15 protein-coding genes are annotated in these 17,975 nt (G+C 40.6%); 4 read left to right on the top strand and 11 right to left on the bottom strand.

Annotation, left to right across the window (positions count from 1 at the left end):
• Positions 1-91 precede the first annotated feature (91 nt).
• Positions 92-418 (top strand): YnfA family protein, encoded by a 327-nt coding sequence (locus NSQ70_RS04130; protein ID WP_017358827.1) that lies wholly within the window; start codon positions 92-94, stop codon positions 416-418.
• 251 nt (positions 419-669) lie between these two features.
• Here the strand turns inward: NSQ70_RS04130 and NSQ70_RS04125 are convergent, their stop codons facing one another.
• The 7 genes from NSQ70_RS04125 to NSQ70_RS04095 form a co-directional block, all read right to left on the bottom strand.
• Complete coding sequence (locus NSQ70_RS04125) at positions 670-2,385, bottom strand: ABC transporter ATP-binding protein (RefSeq protein WP_007496669.1); 1,716 nt, start codon at positions 2,383-2,385, stop codon at positions 670-672.
• Positions 2,386-2,397: 12 nt separating this feature from the next.
• Positions 2,398-3,324, bottom strand: a complete 927-nt coding sequence (locus NSQ70_RS04120; RefSeq protein WP_024720274.1) for an ABC transporter substrate-binding protein — start codon at positions 3,322-3,324, stop codon at positions 2,398-2,400.
• Positions 3,325-3,435: 111 nt separating this feature from the next.
• Positions 3,436-5,040, bottom strand: coding sequence for an AraC family transcriptional regulator (locus tag NSQ70_RS04115; RefSeq protein ID WP_178929590.1), 1,605 nt, complete (start codon positions 5,038-5,040; stop codon positions 3,436-3,438).
• 75 nt (positions 5,041-5,115) lie between these two features.
• On the bottom strand, positions 5,116-6,156 hold the full coding sequence (locus NSQ70_RS04110; RefSeq protein ID WP_024720272.1) for an NAD(P)/FAD-dependent oxidoreductase: 1,041 nt from the start codon (positions 6,154-6,156) through the stop codon (positions 5,116-5,118).
• Positions 6,157-6,309: 153 nt separating this feature from the next.
• Positions 6,310-6,939 carry a rhamnogalacturonan acetylesterase gene (locus NSQ70_RS04105; RefSeq protein WP_024720271.1) on the bottom strand — a complete coding sequence of 210 codons (630 nt, stop codon included), beginning with the start codon at positions 6,937-6,939 and terminating at the stop codon, positions 6,310-6,312.
• 150 nt (positions 6,940-7,089) lie between these two features.
• Positions 7,090-7,554, bottom strand: coding sequence for a DUF6884 domain-containing protein (locus tag NSQ70_RS04100; protein WP_025206957.1), 465 nt, complete (start codon positions 7,552-7,554; stop codon positions 7,090-7,092).
• Positions 7,551-8,099, bottom strand: coding sequence for a VanZ family protein (locus tag NSQ70_RS04095; protein WP_256689105.1), 549 nt, complete (start codon positions 8,097-8,099; stop codon positions 7,551-7,553). The genes NSQ70_RS04100 and NSQ70_RS04095 overlap by 4 nt, the downstream gene beginning before the upstream one ends.
• Before the next feature lie 193 nt (positions 8,100-8,292).
• Here NSQ70_RS04095 and NSQ70_RS04090 point away from each other — a divergent pair, with 193 nt between their 5' ends.
• The 3 genes from NSQ70_RS04090 (at position 8,293) to NSQ70_RS04080 (ending at position 9,590) form a co-directional block, all read left to right on the top strand.
• The gene (locus NSQ70_RS04090) at positions 8,293-8,850 is read left to right on the top strand and encodes a TetR family transcriptional regulator (protein ID WP_046344945.1); all 558 of its coding nucleotides are present in this window, start codon (positions 8,293-8,295) and stop codon (positions 8,848-8,850) included.
• 80 nt (positions 8,851-8,930) lie between these two features.
• A complete protein-coding gene (locus tag NSQ70_RS04085) occupies positions 8,931-9,275 on the top strand; it encodes an SMR family transporter (RefSeq protein WP_003217798.1) in 345 nt (114 codons plus the stop codon).
• Positions 9,276-9,590 (top strand): SMR family transporter, encoded by a 315-nt coding sequence (locus NSQ70_RS04080; protein WP_342502478.1) that lies wholly within the window; start codon positions 9,276-9,278, stop codon positions 9,588-9,590.
• Between the two features lie 40 nt (positions 9,591-9,630).
• Here the strand turns inward: NSQ70_RS04080 and NSQ70_RS04075 are convergent, their stop codons facing one another.
• From NSQ70_RS04075 to NSQ70_RS04060, 4 genes are all read right to left on the bottom strand, one after another.
• Complete coding sequence (locus NSQ70_RS04075) at positions 9,631-10,443, bottom strand: leucine-rich repeat domain-containing protein (RefSeq protein ID WP_342502477.1); 813 nt, start codon at positions 10,441-10,443, stop codon at positions 9,631-9,633.
• Positions 10,444-10,758: 315 nt separating this feature from the next.
• A complete protein-coding gene (locus NSQ70_RS04070; protein WP_024720266.1) occupies positions 10,759-11,085 on the bottom strand; it encodes a hypothetical protein in 327 nt (108 codons plus the stop codon).
• Entirely contained in the window at positions 11,078-11,680 is a 603-nt protein-coding gene (locus NSQ70_RS04065) for a class D sortase (protein ID WP_047946540.1), read from the bottom strand. Before NSQ70_RS04065 ends, NSQ70_RS04070 begins: the two co-directional genes overlap by 8 nt.
• A 21-nt stretch (positions 11,681-11,701) precedes the next feature.
• Positions 11,702-17,854, bottom strand: a complete 6,153-nt coding sequence (locus tag NSQ70_RS04060; RefSeq protein WP_342502476.1) for a SpaA isopeptide-forming pilin-related protein — start codon at positions 17,852-17,854, stop codon at positions 11,702-11,704.
• Positions 17,855-17,975: the final 121 nt, after the last annotated feature.

Here is a 17,975-nt window from a genome sequence, read left to right as displayed (position 1 = left end):
ACTCTCGTCAGGCTCTCAATTTACATCAGGTAGAACGCATCCTTTCATCATGTCATAATAGAACGAAACAGGAGAACTGGAGTGTCCGAAAATGATTGTAACGATTGTTCTTTTTTTATTAGCTGGTCTGGCTGAAATAGGTGGCGGTTATCTTGTCTGGCTGTGGCTGCGTGAAGCAAAACCCGTCAGCTATGGAATCGCAGGTAGCCTCATCTTGGTCGCTTACGGCGTCATCCCTACATTCCAGCAGTTCCCGACCTTTGGGCGGGTTTATGCGGCCTATGGCGGTGTTTTTGTCGTTCTCGCTGTGTTTTGGGGCTGGTGGGTCGATCGCAAAACCCCTGATTTCTATGACTGGATGGGTGCTTTGATCTGTTTAGCTGGTGTCAGTGTGATGTTATTTGCCCCCCGCAGTTAATGGTCGGATGATGATCACACGCTAAAAAGCCGGCAATATGCCGGCTTCAGATTGTTGACAAAGGGCTAAAATGAACTTTATTTTAGCCCTTTGTCTTCTTTTCAGCGTGATAGAAAACCTTTGCAGCCCTAGGAAGGACGAGCATCGGCACGGAGCGAATTTGACATTCGTGAGCACCGAAGCGCAGAACTGACACCGAATGCGAGGGTTTGTCTACACGCCGAGCCGGCAATATGCCGGCTTTTCCTCTTTTACATTCTAAACTGTGTTTCATACAAACGCCGGTACATCCCGTCCATTTCCAGCAGGTCTTCATGCCTGCCTTGCTCCTTGATGCCCTCTTTTGTTAAAACCACAATCCGGTCAGCATGCTGGATGGTCGCTAGGCGATGCGCAATAATAAACGTGGTTCGTCCTTCAGATAGTTCTTCAAGTGAGCCCTGAATAAAGGATTCTGTCTCCGTATCCAGAGAAGATGTGGCTTCATCTAAAATAAAAATTGGCGGATTTTTAAGGAAAATACGTGCAATGGAGATACGCTGTTTTTGTCCGCCAGATAACATCATTCCGCGTTCACCGATGATCGTATCAAGCCCATTTGGCAAGCTATTTACAAGATCCTTCAGTTGGGCTTTCTCCACTGCCTGCCACACTTCTTCATCAGATGCATCGAGTTTTCCGTATAAAATGTTTTCTCGGATGGTCCCATGGAATAAATAAATATCTTGCTGGACGACACCAATTTGTCTCCGCAGCGAAGGCAGTGTCATCTTTCTTGTCTCTATGCCATCAATTGTAATGGTACCCTCCTGCCATTCGTAAAAACGTGGCAGCAAACTGCAAAGCGTCGATTTCCCAGCACCAGAGGGACCTACGACCGCAATGGTCTCTCCTTGTTTCACCTCAAGATTGATGTCATGAAGAACCGGTTTGTCTGATTCATATTGAAAAGACACATGCTCAAAAACGATATCCCCATTTAACTGATCAACTTCAATGGCATCATCCGCATCCTTTTCATCTGGCGATTGATCGATGAGTGATGCAAATCGTTTAAAGCCCGCTGCACCTTTTGGATACATTTCAATGACTGCATTGATTTGTTGAATGGGTCCTAAGAAGATGCCTGTTAATAGTACAAATGACACAAATTCCCCATACGTCATATTTTTTTGCAGCACAAACCATGCGCCGCATACAAGGCCAAACACTGTCACACTCTTAATAAGAAAATGACTGACAGCGGTATGCACAGCCATCATTTGATATGTGGTTAGCTTTGTCTTTCTAAATTGCTCGTTATGTTCAATAAATCGGTCCATTTCATGTGATTCATTTCCGAATGCTTTCACAACCCGTATGCCACTAATATTGTTTTCCACACGTGAATGGAATTGACCAATACTCGAGAACATTTTATCAAAAGCAGCAGACATTTTTTTCGTAAAGTAGACGGATAATCCGATCAAGAATGGAACGACAATAAATGTGAGAACTGCCAGCTGCCAATTAATCGACAGCATCAAGCCAAAGGCACCCGTGAGTGTCATGATCGCGATAAATAAATCCTCCGGGCCATGATGCGCAATTTCACCAATATCCATTAAATCATTTGTCATACGGGACACGAGTTTTCCCGTTTTCTTTTTGTCAAAGAAGCGAAAGGACATTCTTTGTACATGAGAAAATAGCTGATTCCTCATATCCGTTTCTATATTAATGCCTAATTTGTGCCCAAAATAGGTCACGACATAATGCATCGTAGAACTGATCACGTATAAAACGAGGAGCAGAATGCCCCAAAACCAAATGGCATCCCAATCACCATTTGGCAGCAAATCGTCCATCACTTTACTGATGGCAAGGGGAAAGGATAATTCGAGTAAGGCTGCCAGTACCGCACAGGAAAAATCTAATATAAACAGCCCCATATATGGTTTGTAGTATGAGAAGAAACGCTTTAACAATTGACAGACCTCCTACCGATCAGACATTTCTGTCAATATGTCAGCAAACTCTTCCGCTTGATTTGCTACTGCAATCGGATCGTAAGGCCAGAAGAACTCTGTATCCATTTGATAGGTCTGCTCTTTTTTGACAGATTCTAGACTCTTCCAAATAGAATTGTTTTTATCAAATGTTCCGCCGTTGCTTTCATCAATGAAAATGTAATCTCCTGCATATTCAGGAAGGGTTTCATACGAAATGACTTCATACCCTGTCTTACTTTTTAAAATCGTATCTCTGACCTGTTTTGGCGGGTTTACCTGTAATTGCTGATATAATGCCTGCCCGCCTCGATAAATACCGTTACCATATACATAGACATCATTTTTAAAAGCACCCATGATCGAGACCGTTTCATTCTCTTTTAAAGCAGACTTCACTTTTTTCCTAGCAGCCTCGATTCGTTGATCGAAGGCGGTGAGGAATGCTTTTCCTTCCTCTTCTTTATTTAAAATTTTTGCCAGCGTCGTCAATTCTTCATGTGCATCTTTGAAAGAACCGTAAGGATACACGATGGTAGGCGCTATTTTTTTGTACACATCATAGACTTTTTCATCCTGTACTGCTGTGATAATCAGATCAGGCTTTAAGCTAAGTGCTTTTTCAGCTGAACGCTCGTCACTGATGTCCTCTATTCCTTTTATCTTGTCCTTTAAGTGTACGTTCTTTAAATCCTGCGTGGTCGATCCCACAGGCTGAACGTCAAGTGCAATCACACTCCCTAAATATCCATCTACGAGAATTCGTTTAGGTTCAGCTGGAATCTCTATCTTTCCTTTCACTGTTTCAACCGTTTTCGTTTCTTGCTTTGATTCTGCTGTTTTGGCTTGTTCTTTATTGCCACAAGCCGTCAATATCATTAGAAGAATGACAGCACATATCCAATACGTCTTTTTCATCTCCATATTCCTCCTTCATTTTCGCCACTACAAATGAGAATAGTTATCAATTACTAGTCTCATGTATTCTATCAACCTCACCCGTAGTGGTCTATGGAGGATTCTCGCAACTTACATATGGACAATTGTTGGATAGGCTGGCTGTGTCAATAGAGAGACAAACCGGTCCATCAAAAGAAGTGCACGCTCTCCTTCATCAAATCGAAACTCCTCCAGTTTTACTGGATAAAAGGTACCATTTTTCACAGCCGATAATTGACGAAGAACATCACTTTCTTCCATTCGCTTGTCCATTTGCTTATACCACCCATATTGGTCAGAGACAATAAAAAACATATGATCCGCCTCGTATTCTCCAAGTCTCTCTAAAGGAATGACTGTATGTTGATTAGGAAGAAGAACTTCTTCTAAAATGGCTTTTGGAGGTTTTAAGCCAAGCGTTTCGTAAAGATAGAAGGCCCCTCTTGCCTCATAGGACCACATATACACTTTGTCATGTCCTCTCATTTCATAGATTGCAACGGTCTCGCCTTTTTCTCTAAAGGAAGACAGGGTGTTTCTTGCCTGTTGACTATGCTGTTCAAATCGCTTCACCCAATCGTTTGCCTCATTTTCTCTTCCTAAAAGGCGTCCTATAGACAGTACCTCTGGTACAGCATGATGACCGGCGTATGGCAGAACAAGAACTGGTGCGATTTGCTCCAACCGCTTGATCAATGCAGGTTTTGAATAATAATAGTTAGGGACGATGATGACATCTAATTGAAGTGATTTAAAGACGTCATCAGGCGTATGTTCATTTATGACGAGCGAACCGGCCAGTTGTTCTTTCAGTATATCTGAATGGAGATAGGTTTCTTCGTCAATACAAACAGGCTCAATGCCTATTGCAACCAATGACCCGACAAATTGAAAAGCAGCAATACGCTCTGGTCTTCGGTTCATTCGAAACTGACTGGGCGTTCTCCCTGTTTTTTGACGGAACTTCCTGCTGAAATATAAACTGTCTGCATACCCGACTTGCCGTGCTATGATTTGAATTTGATCGTCTGTTTGCAGAAGACGTTTTTTGGCTTCGTCTATTCGAATTTGTGCAATGTATTCTGTCACACTCATCCCCATACTTTGTTTGAAAAAGGTAGAAAAGTAACTCTCATGAAACCCCATCTTATGAGCTAAGTCTTTTCTTGTTAGTTTTTGATCATAATGCTCAGCCATATACTGCAAGATCATGTTAATCGAATAATGCACTTTTTCGTTGTATGGCTTGGATTGTTTGCGGAAAATGAACATGATTTCTTCCAGCCATTTCGCCTGTTCTTGTATGATTTGGCTCGTCTGTATTTGTTTGATGTAAGAAAAAAGGACGGCAGAGCCTTTCACCACTTCCCCGTTATCAGGGAGATTATCGTGATTCACCTTATAGACCAATTCATTTTGTGCATCTTGTGCCAGAGTGAATTGGTCAAATGTGACAGTATAGATCACCACTTGCTCGCTCGATAAAGATTGAACCATGACATCTATTCCTGAGCGGATCAACACACTGTCTTTGGCGTTTAGCTCATATCGAATTCCTTCCATGTCAAGTCTCACCGCACCGTCCGTAGTCAAGAACATCAGTGAAGATGTTTGCCATGAGTCCGTTTGTTTCACAGAAAGAGATCGTTTACTGCTTTCTTTCATGCGAAGAATTGTATGAGTATAGGCGGTCATTTTCTCTTTCTCCTTCCATATAAAAAAGTGCTAAAATAAACCATTTTAGCACTTCAATGTCTGACTGAATGGTGATTATCGCGCTCCAGCCGTTTGTAATTCTTTGTTTTTCTCTTTAAAGCGTTCATTATGTGAAGACACGTACGCTACTTTTTCTGCTTCTGGTTCGATGTATAGCTTTGCGCTATTGAGTGCATTGACTCCATCAACAAACGTACCGGCAATTAAACGCACTTTACTTTTATGTGTGCATAAGTCGCCAACTGCATAGACACCAGGTAAATTGGTTTCCATCTTTTCATTGACCTCGATGAGTCCCCACTCACCTTGCTTGAGTCCCCATTCTGATAGAACACTTAAATCACCTTTCATGCCATGGTTGACGATGACAGCATCGGTTTCGATTCGTTCGATGTCGCCTGTTTCTAAGTGCTGAATGGTGACGGCTTCAATTTTGTCACCTTGACCATGAAGCTCTGTGAGTTCATGCGGTGTGAGAATGCGAGCACTAGATGCTTTCATGTTGGCGACGTTTTTTTCATGTCCACCAAACATATCACGACGATGCACAACGGTCACACTTTCAGCAATTGGAACGAGGGCATTTGCCCAATCAACAGCTGAATCTCCGCCTCCAGAGATGACCACCCGCTTCCCTGCAAACGTCTTTAGTTCCTGCACGGTGTAATAAAGGTTTGTTACCTCATAACGGTCTGCATGCTCGATTTCAAGTTTTCGCTGAACTGGTATTCCGTGACCCATGGCTAAGATGAGGGTCTTTGTCAAATGACGATCGCCATTTTCAGCCGTCAGCAGGATATGACCATTCTCATCCCGCTCGAATTGCGTGATTTTTTGATTCAACGCAATCTCTGGTTCAAATGTTTTCGCCTGCGTTTCTAGCTGCTGAATCAGCTGTTCACCTCTTGTTGGCGGCAAACCGCCCACATCCCAAATAACTTTTTCAGGATAGAGGAGGATTTTTCCGCCAAGGCTTTCGTTATACTCCAGTACCTTCGTCTTTAAATCCCGCATCCCACTATAAAAGGCGGTGTACATTCCTGCTGGACCGCCGCCAATAATGGTGACGTCAAACAATTCAAGCTGATCTGTCATTTGAGTCCCTCCGTTTTTTCATTGAATGATCTATTCATAAGTGATATTGATTCTCATTATCATATGTACCTATTGTAGTCTACTCTGGTGAAGGGAATCAATAGCTTTCTGCAAAAAAAGAACAGGACGAGCGCTTTCTCGTCCTGTCATCCATCACACAATCGTTAATCCAAGGTCCTTTAATTCCAGCGAAACAAGTCTTGCAATCGCATCAGCTCCTTCTTTTGTAAAGTGCGTGCGATCCTCTATGCCTGTTGACAGCATAAAGTAAGAAGTCGTTTTCTCTATGCCGGAAATTTGATAAAACTGAAGGCTTGCCGTATTTAAATCTACAAGAAGGACTTCTTCTTCATCAGCTAGTTCTTTCATCGCGGCACAGTAATCAGGGAAATCATTGATATATTCTCCGTCTTTTTCATGAAAGCGGCCGACTGGCGTTAATAAAAGCGGTGTAGCTCCTTTCGCTCTTGCTCCGTGAATATATTGAGACAAATAGCTTTTATACGTTGTGAAAGGATCTGTATGCCGTTCGGGCTTCTCCGTTGAAGCATCATTGTGCCCCATTTGTGTGAAAAGCCAGTCTCCCGGCTGAATGACGGACAATATCTGATCAAGGCGTCCTTCTTCAATGAATGTCTTTGAACTTCTTCCACCGATCGCCCGATTCTCGACTTTGACATCATGCGCTGTATAACGGTGTAAAAACTCTCCCCATCCTCCTTGAACAGGACGATCTGGGTAAGATGAAACGGTTGAATCACCAGCTAAATAGATGGTTGTCATGTTCATACGCCCCCTTTTTCATATAGCCACTCTAATAAGCGATGCGGACATCCAAGTGGCTGCTGAAAAGATATGAAACAATCAGCATCGCTACTTCATTCATTCTCTTTTTAATGATCAAAACCCTGCTTACCGGTAGATGTGAATACGTTAAATATGCGGCGGAAGTTCTACTTTTGTCTCAACGGCTTGCTTTAACGCCTGAAGCATATAGCCAATTCCTTTATATGGAGCCAGCGGATAAATCGCTGTCTGATGAGGAAGTAATAACGGATCGATCACCTTTCGATATTTCTTTCCACCTAGTATCACTAATTCATCATATGCAGTGAGATGTTTTTCATGAAATTGCTGACTTAGTGCTTCTCTTGTTATCTGATCAGTATGCGGTGTACCAAAAGCCACATCATAATTTTCATGAATAATATCATCTGCCTTTAAGAATCCATGCTTTGCTGAAATGATTAGGTAGTCTGAAAAGAACGTTCGGGCATAGCTTTTCGTACGCTGATGCAGCGGACTTAAATAAACGAGGTTCGCCGGCTGGCTCCCTGCCTCTGGATGGACGTCCCATATTTTCTTCGCCCCACATGGAATGATACAAACTCGCTTCACTTGATTTTCTCCTTCCTTCGTTGATACATCCGATACAACATACAACCTAGCGCTGTGCCAAGTGTATTTAAGAGAATATCATCAATATCGCTGCTTCTTGTAATCATACCAGATTGCGAGAATATCCATTGAAGCACTTCAATTATTGTTGACAAGAAAAAGCCAGCAAGAATTGCCTTTTGCAAGCGCAAGGTTCGGAATGCTTGATAAAGAAAAAAACCAAGTGGCACAAATAACAAAATGTTCCCTGCCAAATTTAAAAAAACAAGATTGGGATAGCCATGATGATAGGCATGGAGATTTTGATAAATGGACTGCAAAGGCATGAGGTTGACACTCACCTGATCCCTTGGTGCGGAAAAACGATTAGGAAAGACCGTCAAATATAATAAAACATTTGTATACATAAACAGACAGGCAAGAACGATTTCAGTTCGTAAATAGATAAATCGTTTTTGTTTTTTCGCCTGTCTGTATCTCATATGTAAATAGAGCGGGACGAGCAAGAGAAAATAAGTCATGGAAAACATCGCACTGAATGTCATACGGAGAGCTGCCCCTTTCTCACATCATGCTTGACCATATTTACAGCTTATTCAGGCCTGCCCGCATCTATTCATCACTTTTCTCCTATTCAATGACGAGAAACCCATATTGACAAATCGTCATTTTTCCGTTAAACTGACTGACATTCAGTCATTTAAGGTCGGTGATGATGTGTCGAAACGAGATAAGATTATGCTTGCTGCCATTGACGCGTTTAAAGAAAAAGGAATCGAAAAGACGACCATTTCGGATATTGTGAAAGCAGCAGGAGTAGCGCAAGGAACGTTTTATTTATATTTTCCTTCAAAGCTTTCCGTCATGCCTGCTATCGCTGAACATCTGATCGCACAGATGGTGCCTGCGATCGAAAAGGAATTAACTCAGCATGCAGATGTCCTCGATCAAGCAGATGCGCTTGTTGAATTCATTTTCGCTTTTACAAGGCAATACCGTGATGTCCTTGCCCTCACCTACTCAGGCTTAGCTGCCACCGAGCATTTAAAAGAATGGGAAGATATTTATGAACCGATTTACAAATGGGTCGCTTCTTTTTTAGAAAAGGCAAAGCAGGACAAAAGAGTCCGTGCGAACTTGAACTGTCAATATGCTGCGAAATTCATTATCGGTTTACTTGAATCGTCTGCTGAGCAAATGTACTTATTTACAGAAACAGATACAGAAGAGGTTCTGATTCAAAAGCGAGAGGTGAAGCAATTTCTCCTTTACGCACTCGGCATAGAGACACCTTAACTTAGTACAGCACTTGCTGTACGCTCTTTTTTGGCTTCAAAATGACGAATCGTCAGTTCTCAGTTTTAGGAGGAAATACGATGAAAAAAAGCTGGATGTATGTTGCACTCACATGTTTATTTGAATTACTTTGGGTGTTTGGTTTAAATAGAGCTGATGCTGTGTGGGAGTGGGCGATCATTATCTGCCTGATCCCGGTTGATTTTTATTTTTTAATGAAAGCTTGCGAGAAGCTGCCGACTGGGACTGTGTACGCCGTGTTTGCCGGAGTTGGAACGATTGGTACGTCTTTGATGGATTATGCGCTGTTCGGCGGTTCGTTTTCATTAGAAAAGCTTTTATTTATGGGCATTTTAATTCTCGGAATTATTGGACTGAAAGTGTCTGATGGAGATGCACATGAGCAGAAAGGAGAAGCGGTATAAATGGGCTGGTTTTTTGTACTGTTAGCCTCTGCCTGCGAAATTGGCGGAACCATTGGTCTCAATATGTTCAGTAAGAAAAAGCAACTCACGACAGGCATTTTATTTGTCGGCGGATTTGCCTTATCCTTTTTGTTTTTGTACGTCTCGTTCTCTTCCGTTCAAGTCTCCGTTGCTTATACGGTTTGGATTGGACTTGGAACAGCGGGTTCTGTCTTGTTTAATATGATTCTATTTAAAGAGCCGAAAAACATGATTCGTATCCTCAGCTTGCTGCTGATTGTGATTGGCGTCGTTGGGCTGAAGTTGTTTGCGTAATAGAAAAAGCAATGGAATAGATTATCCATTGCTTTTTAAGTTAATTTTTATACTTTTCTTGGTACGCTTTAAATTGTTCTTCGTATTTTTGCAACTTTTTCCCATCGACTTTTGAATTTAATTTCGGTTTCCGTTTTCCAATTACCATTACATCTTTATCTACAATAGGACTTGATAAAAAGATGTATGGTGCAAAACGATCACACTTCGTATTTGGAAGGGTTACGGATAATCTAGCGTATTCTTCTGTCGGGAATTGGTTTGAAATGTCAAGCTCCTTGAGTCCCTCTAATGCCGATATTGGTTCTAAAGACTCGTCCTTCACTTTTATATTTGATAAGCACAGATATTTTAAATTCTTAAGGTATCTTAAAGGTTGAAGAGTATTTAAATTTAATGTATTCCAAATCCCGCCTGACAATTGCAACCATTCTAAACCAGTGTTTTTTTGCAAAGGGGCTATGTCATTCAACTTTGAAAAATCTGTTATGGATAAAGATTTTAAAAAAGTGTTTTTTGATAGATCCCATAAACTTTGTGCCTTCGTATTCCATTCAAGTGCCAATACCTCAACATCTTGAAGAGAACTGATGATTGATAAATCTTCTACTCTCAGTTCACGCATATAGAGCATTTTGGGATTAACTAAGCTCAAGATCGTATTGAATTCCTTTTGGCTCACTTTGTAAATCCACAATGTCGTGAAGTTAGAAAAAGAGTTCAACCTTTCAATATTTTTTGTTTTTCCTGTGATTAACAACTCGGTGGCATTTTCATCCACATCGGCTAAATCATGAACAACTTCTGGTTGGGCATCATGACGAAAAATATAATCAGGGTCTTCTTTGAGCATTCTTTTACCTCCACACCTACGAATGATGGATATCTAAATGAATTTTATCAGAAGTTTGGAGTCAAAACATTGTTCTTTCCGATTTATAAAATCTTTATCATCTAAAATATGGAGCAACAACATATCAACGACTTCGCTTTCACTATACTCCATATATTCTGCACAGGTCTTGACGATAGCTCGTACTCTTTCATATAAACAAATAAAAGAACTCCAATTCATATCCGAATTAGAGTCCTCATTATATGACTAATACAATTTTCCCACCTTAAAACTACACCCGTTAATCAAAGACCTTCCTTTTTTATTTCTTGTTTAATGTGGATCATGCTGCTCTAGCAAGAGATCCATTGCGTAAATCGATTCGCCTTTTTCATCCAATAAAAAGTACACAATCAAAGGCTCTCCAAAGGACTCTGTCTGCTGCGTGAACAAAACACATGTGAATTTTTCAATACCTATCGGAATCTTTCTTCTTAATAAAGGATGAAGAATAGGCGAAGTCCGAATTGTATCTATATCCACATCCCAACGTTCGTTTTTTAAAGTGGGATAATGCTCTACTAACAGTTGGTGTAACATGTCGGTCGTGAACGCTGCTTTTCCAGCATACCCATCATCTATTATGTTGGTGTTATACATCCGACGGTTGCTTATCCTTTGAAGCATTGATTCGTATTCCTTTTAAGACAAATCGTTTCTGGCCATCAAGAGTACAAGTGATCAATGTCAGTTCATTTTTCCCGCGATCCTTTAGTACATCAACATCCGTCGGTTCAATCGTAGCTGAGCTGACAATTTTGTATTCGTATGTTTCTGCTTGATGATGTAAGACGACTTTTTCTCCTTTAGGCACCTCTGGCAGCTGCCGGAAAAGCCGGTCGCCTCTATACCCTCTATGGCCTGCAATCGTGAAATTTCCTTCACCTGGCATTTGATGAGATTTGATTTGAGTCAGTGCAATCCCTAAATTTTCTTTTGTTGTAACAGGAAGCACTTTTTCGTTTAAATCAATTGACGGGATCTCAAGCTCCATCGTTTCTCGCAAGTCTTCTTCTGACACAGTTAAATGTGGAATAGAAGAAAGGGCATCACTGTCATTTTCTTCAATCATTTTCAATGCCTGTTCCATGGCTGCTGTCTCCTGAGAAGTTCGCCACTCATATAGAAAAGGAACGGAGATGAGCATTAGTCCCGCGACCACCAAAAAGCTGCCTAATAAGGTTCTTTTTTTCATCAATACACTCGTTCCTTCCTTTTACTGAATGATTCTTCTTCTGACAACAAGAAGAACAGTTCCAGACACTACTAGTAAAATCCCTGCATACATCAAATAACGTAGCCATTCTTCTCCAGTCTTTGGCAATTCACCGTTTGAGTCATGAGGCGGATGTTGATCCCCTTGATCTGAGGCTGGAGGATTCGTGTGGTCCCCTTCATTCTTCATTGGAGCATTTTTTACAATCAATGTCTTGATCTCCACTTCGCCCATTTGAATTGTAAAAGCGAGTGGTTTTTTTAACGCTACATAACCATTTGGAGCTTTCGTCTCTGTGAGTGTATAATCACCAGGTTTAAGCCCTTTAACAATGGCTTCTCCGTCTTTTCCTGTTGTCACAGATTTTATCGTTTTCCCAGCTTTTGTACGAATGTCAAAGGCTGCACCTTTTAAGGTTCTATCTGTCTGCTGGTCTACCTTTATGATACGCAGACTTCCTAAAATCAAGTGATTCTTCGCTGTTAATTGAAGAGGCTTCTGCTGATTTTTCTCAATCGTAAACCGGATCGGCTGATCATCTAATTCATAGCCGTGAGGCGCTTTCGTTTCAACGAATTGATATTCTCCCGGTTTTAGATCGTTGATGTGAAGCTTTCCTTTTTGATCCGTTACAAGTGATTTCTTCAACGTTTTCCCGTCTTTACTCTGAAGAGCAAACTCTGCGTTTTTCAGCGTGTGTCCTTCAGCATCTACTTTGGTCAGTTCCACTGCTCCCGGCGTCAGTTTGTTGATCATTTCTACTTTTGCTGGTTTGTCTTGCCCTAATCGAATCGTAAATGAGACAGGTTTCTGATCCAATTCATAGCCGGCAATGCTTGCTGTTTCGACAAATTGGTAGGTTCCTGGCTTCAGTTGATCGACTGTCAGTTGACCGTTTTTGTCTGTCTTTAAGTCTTTCTTCACACGCTGACCGTGCGCATCAATCAGGTCAAAGGTCACGCCAGCGAGCAATTGACCATCCTCCCCTTTTTTCTCAAGCTTCACAGCACTTGTCGTCCGGATATTTTCTTTTGTCACTTTCACCAGTTGATTTGGATTGAAATCAATCTTGAAGTCTACTGGTTCTGCATCAAGTTGATGTCCAAAAGGAGCCTTCGTTTCAACCAATTGGTAAGCGCCTGGTTTCAAATCGTTGACAGTGATGATGCCTTTTTCATTTGTTGTTAAACCTGACATCAATTCTTTACCATCGTCATTGAACAAGGTAAATTCTGCGCCTTTCAATCTTTCTTGTTCTTCCCCTATTTTTGTGAGTTCTACAGAACCTTTCTTGAGCTGATTGATGGCCTCCACTTGAATCAATTCTTTTTGACCTAATTCAACTTCAAAGACAAGTGGTTTCGTACTCAATTCATAGCCTTCAAGACTCTTTCTTTCAACAAATTGATAGGTTCCAGGTTTTAGACCTGTGAAGGTAACCTTTCCATCCTGATTGGTTGTAATCCCTTCTCCTCCTGCCACTATCTTTCCTTTGGCATCAGATAGATCAAAGACAACCCCTTCTAATGATTTCCCATCTTCACCTTTTTTGTGTAACAGCACTCCGCCAGTTGTGCGGCTATTTTCTTTTGTCACACTGACCAGCTTCTCAGGGTTAAATGGCATAGCAAAAGTGACAGGTATTTCGTCAAGCTCATGACCGAATGGCGCCTTCGTTTCAACAAACTGATAGGTTCCAGGTTTCAGATCGTTGACGATGATCTTCCCGTTCTCATCTGTGACGAGACCTGTTTTTATCTCTTTTCCATTTGCATCTACAAGCTTAAATTCTGCTCCTTCAAGCGCTTCATTCTTTTCACCAAGCTTCGTGAGCTGGACAGCTCCAGTTTTGAGATCATTGATCACTTTGATCTCTGCCGGTTTTTTTTGTGCGATTTCGATGGTAAACGGATAAGGTTTATTTTTCTTTTGGTAACCATCAATACTCTCTGTCTCCACAAGCTGATATTTGCCCGGTTTGAGGTTGTCGACCAAAAGCTTTCCATCTTCATCTGTTGTCAAATCTTTACGTACCACTTTGTCATTTTGATCCGTGATTTCAAAGCGAACACCTTGAAGCTTCTTGCCATCTTCTCCTTCTTTCAACACTTCTAATGCACTTGTTTCATAGAGGTTCTTTTGTGAAATGATGACTGGTTCTTTTGGATCGAGTGGTACTTCAAATGTGATCGGTGTTTCATCTAATACATAACCATCGGGTGCTTTCGTTTCAATGAGTTGATACGTACCCGGTCTTAGTTCGTTGATCGTGATCTTGCCATTTTCTCCTGTGACAAGCGAACCATTTAGCTCATGTCCGTCTTGATCTAAGAGCTTGAACTGTGCACCTTCTAGTCTCTCTCCGCCTTCACCTATTTTGCTCAATTCTGCAGAGCCTTTGATGATGTCATTTACTGCGGTGACAACCGTTGTTTCTGTTTGATTTTCTTTAATGGTGAACGGCCATTTTTGCTGATTTAATTGATAGCCTTTTGGTGCGTTTGTCTCAACAAAATAATAGGAACCTGGCTCAAGATGTTTGAAAAGGATTTCTCCTTTTTCATCCGTTTTCAAATCGGTTTGGACGGTATCTCCAGATTCATTTTTCAGTTCAAATTCTGCATTCTCTAATGCTTCACCCGTCTCTTTGTCTTTTTTCGTTAACTTGACATGCTGGCGGATTTCTTGGTTTTGCACCGTCATGCTATTTCCTGTTTTCGTTTGATCTCCTGATTCGTAAGGCTGATCAATCGTGACATTGATCGGTTCCTTCGTTTTCAAATAACCATCAGGTGCTTTCTCTTCTGTCACGATATAGTCACCATACAGAAGACGATCAAATCGAAGAGCTCCTTCTTCATCTGTTGTCTTTGTTCCAATGACGATACCGCTCGCAGCATCTGTCAGTGAAAAGGTTGCTCCTTTTAGCGCTTTTCCACTACTCGCATCTACCTTATGAATGGTTAAAGCGCCAATCGCTCCTGTGCCATCTCCCATGCCAGCGGTACGTTTGACCACAATTGAGGCTTCGGATTCCTTTTTGATTTCTTTTACATTTTCACCTCTAAACGTTACTTCGTTTTGAAGTGTACTTCCCACCTTGTCTAAAATGAGAGATTGATATTCTAAAATATATGGTCTCGTGATTTCTTCTTTAAATTTGATTTGAAAAGAATCTGGGTTGAATTCAAGGTCTAATTCATAATCCTTCCCTTTTTCCAACTCTTCTGCTTTTGTCACTTGCCCCTTTTCATCTATTGTCGTCGAATAGAGATGAAATGAGTTTTCTATTATGGCTTGGTTACTGCTCGGATGGTCTATAATCGTCGCATCTTGGACTGTTGATTGACCAAAGTTGATATTCAGTTTCCAATCAATGACTTTCCCTTGTTGATTTCCTGATTTGCTCGTGTATTTCCCTCCATTTGGAATAGACACCACAGCATTCACATCTGATTCTTTCGTCTTTCCATCATAAAGGGTCGCTTTATTTTCGTAGGTTTTCTGTACTAAATCCATTCCTTCAACACTTGTTTGATACGTGATTTTGTATGGGGAGTCAATGGCATGTTTGAAAATGACTTCGAAGCCTGATTCTCCCTTTTCATTTTCAAGGAATTTGATGTCATAATGTTCTTTCGCTAATACTTCTTTTTCTTCCGCACCATTTTCCCCGCCTTGTAAATCAAGCGAGTAGACGATAATTGAATCTTTAAGCAAACGCTGATTTCCTTGAATGAAATCCTCGATTTTTGCCTCTTCTAGATGTTTCAAATTATAGTTCACACCAATATTCCATGTGATCTCTTTTTTCTTTGCATCATATGTTCCGTTCTTGAATCCATTTGACTGCGTGTATGTGTCAGGCGTAAAGACAGATTGATTTTCCTTCGTCAAATCCTTGCCATCTTCATTTATCCATTCAAGTTTTACATGGTTACGCAGGTTCTTTTGATCTTTATCTGCTCTTTTTTCATAATCAAAAGACGTTGTATATGTGATGGTATGTTCTGTCTTGATTTCTTTCGTAAATTGAATATCAAATCCATTTGCATGTTCAACGATTTGATAATCTGTGCCTTCTTCAAGCACTGTATTACCTGTCGTCACTTTTAAACTATCTTTTTGCAGCGTCAATCCTTCGTTTGTAAACGTATCTTTTAATATCACGTTGTTCATGGTTTGTTGATCTTTGTTAAAGGTGATATGCCATGGAATGGTCTTGTTCTTGTAATTCGGTGTTCCGTGGTTTTTCGTTAGGATTTGCTGATCAATTCTTTGCTTCGCTTGTTTGCTCTCTTTGCCAGCTGTCACAGTATTGATAATCTCTTCAGCTTCGAAAATTCGATCAGTTGCTTTTGTTTGATATGTGATGAGATAAGCCGATTGAATTTCTTGATTGAATTGCAAGGTAAACCCGTTTTGTTCATCCTTTTTTTGAGGTTGAACCACGTAATTTTCAAATGCTTTTGTTCCTGCTTCGTTGCCGTTCTGATCAATTGTGACTTCTTTGACTTGAATTGAGTCAGATATTAGCGCCTGTGTACCGTTAAAGAAGTCTTCTATCAAAGCATCCTTTTGAGCCAGCTTTTTTTCGTTATAGTTATACCGAATTTCCCAAGTAATCGTTTGTGTGACTGGATCGTAGTGGGCGGCTTTTTTATTTAAAGGACTGCCTCTTGTCACATTCACTGTTCCTTCTGCTGAACTAATCACTTTATCAGCAGAAACAAGGGACGCTTTATTACGAAACGCAGACTGATCTTGATTCGTAATGTCCGTTTCATACATTAAACGGTAAGCGAGATGCACGTCATCTTTAAATTCAATCGTGAAATCTTGACCATCTGCTGTTTGGCCGATTGTGTAGTGGTTTTCGTCAAGCAGCTGTCCAAGCGATGTTTCACCATTTAGCTTTGTATCTACACGATAAAGCTTGATTGAATCTTTTTTTAACGCTTGACCTTCTTGAATCGGATCTAACAGTTTCGCTTGTTTCACATCATCTAAGTCCATATTAAAATCGACTGTCCATTGAATGGTTTCAGCATTGTAAGATCGATTGGGTTCTCCCTTTTTAGAGACATTTGGACCATTTGGAATGTATTGAATCGGGATCGATATCGTATCTTTGCCTTCAATCGGGGTAATCACCACTTCTTTTTCTTCAGTGATCACTGTTTTTTTATCTAATTGTGTCCATACTTGAAGTGTTCCTTGGATATTTGAATATTGTTTAATAAAATCTGTGAACTCGATGGAGGCATTTCCGCTTTCATCTACAGAAAAATAACCGATGGTCGATTGATTAAATTTCATCTCGAGACGATCGATTTTTTCATAAATGACTAATTCCTCTGGAACCTTGAAATGGAATTCATCGCCGCCATTATAGTTATGACCATTCGGGATGGCCCACTTATAGTTAATGGAAATCAGTGAGTTGATATCAGGCCTTTCTACTGAATTTCCTTCTTGATCTTCAAATATCAATTGCGCATCAGTGAGAAGATTTTCTTGGATCGTCATTTGTTTTGAGACACTTTGCAATCCTACACGTTTAGACACGTTCACTTTGTTTTTTAGTAACTCATCTTCATCGCTTTGTGTCTTTTGAACATTTTCTTGATTGTTAGCAGCTTTGTCTTTCTCCGATGAGGTTGAATTATCTTTTGAAAGATTTCCTTCACGCTCGTTTTGCTTTGTTTTCTCTTTTTTCTCAGCTATACTGGTGACGTCAATATCTATAGATCCTTCTAAATTCGGATCAAGCTCAATATCCTCATTGAATGTGACCGTCACTTCATTTTGTTTCGAAACGGTATACTCACCAACAGGTATGTCATCGACAGTAATGAGTTCTTTCTGCTCCTTCTCTACCTGAATGACTGAAGGAAGAGAGAGAATATAAGGATATTGCTTTTTGAGATCAATTCCTTTAATAGACCAATGCACAATGGCCTTTCTAACTTGCTGATCTTCTATGCTTGATAACTTGTTTCCTTCGCTATCAGCAAACTCAATATTCCCATAAATATTCTCTTGAATGTCTTTAGCTTGTGCCCCTGCTAAAGGCAAGATTCCTAATATAATAGACTGTATGACTAACATGGTCATCAGTGCCACCGACAATATTCTTTTCAATACATCCACCCTTTTCTACAATTATTTTTCAACAACGATTAAAAAATCATTTGTATACTGTCTGATCAATCACTCCGCTTCTGATCAAATTTTTCTAAAAATTGCACCTTAAGACCCAATGAATAAAATG

Source organism: Bacillus sp. FSL R5-0397 (genome assembly GCF_038593395.1).
Taxonomy (GTDB): domain Bacteria; phylum Bacillota; class Bacilli; order Bacillales; family Bacillaceae; genus Bacillus; species Bacillus altitudinis.
This window is presented reverse-complemented; position numbering and strand designations above follow the sequence as displayed.

What these genes read in the sequence shown, in the direction of transcription:
- NSQ70_RS04130 (WP_017358827.1), top strand. Translation starts at nt 92, where the DNA reads ATGATTGTAACGATTGTTCTTTTTTTATTAGCTGGTCTGGCTGAAATA.
- NSQ70_RS04120 (WP_024720274.1), bottom strand. Translation starts at nt 3,324, where the DNA reads ATGAAAAAGACGTATTGGATATGTGCTGTCATTCTTCTAATGATATTG.
- NSQ70_RS04115 (WP_178929590.1), bottom strand. Translation starts at nt 5,040, where the DNA reads ATGACCGCCTATACTCATACAATTCTTCGCATGAAAGAAAGCAGTAAA.
- NSQ70_RS04110 (WP_024720272.1), bottom strand. Translation starts at nt 6,156, where the DNA reads ATGACAGATCAGCTTGAATTGTTTGACGTCACCATTATTGGCGGCGGT.
- NSQ70_RS04105 (WP_024720271.1), bottom strand. Translation starts at nt 6,939, where the DNA reads ATGACAACCATCTATTTAGCTGGTGATTCAACCGTTTCATCTTACCCA.
- NSQ70_RS04095 (WP_256689105.1), bottom strand. Translation starts at nt 8,099, where the DNA reads ATGACATTCAGTGCGATGTTTTCCATGACTTATTTTCTCTTGCTCGTC.
- NSQ70_RS04090 (WP_046344945.1), top strand. Translation starts at nt 8,293, where the DNA reads ATGCTTGCTGCCATTGACGCGTTTAAAGAAAAAGGAATCGAAAAGACG.
- NSQ70_RS04085 (WP_003217798.1), top strand. Translation starts at nt 8,931, where the DNA reads ATGAAAAAAAGCTGGATGTATGTTGCACTCACATGTTTATTTGAATTA.
- NSQ70_RS04080 (WP_342502478.1), top strand. Translation starts at nt 9,276, where the DNA reads ATGGGCTGGTTTTTTGTACTGTTAGCCTCTGCCTGCGAAATTGGCGGA.
- NSQ70_RS04075 (WP_342502477.1), bottom strand. Translation starts at nt 10,443, where the DNA reads ATGCTCAAAGAAGACCCTGATTATATTTTTCGTCATGATGCCCAACCA.
- NSQ70_RS04070 (WP_024720266.1), bottom strand. Translation starts at nt 11,085, where the DNA reads ATGTATAACACCAACATAATAGATGATGGGTATGCTGGAAAAGCAGCG.
- NSQ70_RS04065 (WP_047946540.1), bottom strand. Translation starts at nt 11,680, where the DNA reads ATGAAAAAAAGAACCTTATTAGGCAGCTTTTTGGTGGTCGCGGGACTA.